Source organism: Pseudoalteromonas sp. SCQQ13 (genome assembly GCF_015864415.1).
Classification (GTDB): Bacteria; Pseudomonadota; Gammaproteobacteria; order Enterobacterales; family Alteromonadaceae; genus Pseudoalteromonas; species Pseudoalteromonas nigrifaciens.
This window is the reverse complement of record NZ_JADYXG010000053.1, coordinates 1-731: the sequence shown is the minus strand read 5'-3', so window position 1 is coordinate 731 and position 731 is coordinate 1. Positions and strand designations below refer to the sequence as shown.

Annotated in this window: 2 protein-coding genes; one reads left to right on the top strand and one right to left on the bottom strand. The window is 36.0% G+C overall.

Annotated features, from left to right (window positions below; all coding sequences use genetic code 11):
• The coding region (locus I6F41_RS17940) for a hypothetical protein (protein ID WP_197108913.1) at positions 1-314 on the bottom strand (314 nt) is incomplete at its 3' end.
• Positions 315-543: 229 nt separating this feature from the next.
• On the opposite strand from I6F41_RS17940, the gene I6F41_RS17935 reads away from it, so the two are divergent.
• On the top strand, positions 544-731 hold a 188-nt coding region (locus I6F41_RS17935; RefSeq protein WP_442960635.1), incomplete at its 3' end, for a S24 family peptidase.

Here is a 731-nt window from a genome sequence, read left to right as displayed (position 1 = left end):
CCTACCGCAACGACAGCAGCAACAACGCCTTGAGCGATTTCTTTTCTGTCTTGCGCGGCTAATATCTCACATTTGTACTGAGTGAGTGCTCTATATTTAACTTCTCTGTTAAGCGCGTAGATATAGTTAGCTTCATCAGTATTTTCGGCGGTATAACTTTTAGCGAGGATATCTTTATCATTAAGGTAGTTTCGACACACTTGAGCATCTGTTAATTCAGAGTCACCGGTAATGATGGCGTGTCTAGAGGCTGAACAGCCAGTAATGAAGCTAAGTATCAGAAAAGATACAATAGTGTTTTTAACTAAAGCCATCAGTAAATTATTCCATAATTAAATAAGCTTTGAGTAAGCTCATAATTCCTTTGTGAAATTTTAACAAACCGATGGTAATTTTACTAATTGTTATTAAAGGGGTTTTTAATCTTTAAGTCTAAAACATGCTTATACCAGCTCTAATTAAACAATCGTCTTCACAAAAAGAACCTTGGCATAATTTGAACCTTAAATTACACTGTATATATAAACAGTACTTGAGGTGTGTATGTTCGTTATTCCAATTTTTATAGAAGCAGGCATTACCGGCTTTGAATCTCCTGCCGCAGAATATGTAGAGCTCGGTATTTCAATCGATGAACTAATCATTAAACACCCGAATGCTACTTTTATTGGTATAGCTTCTGGGCAATCCATGCAAGAAGTAGGAATATTCGATGGTGACTTATTAGTCAT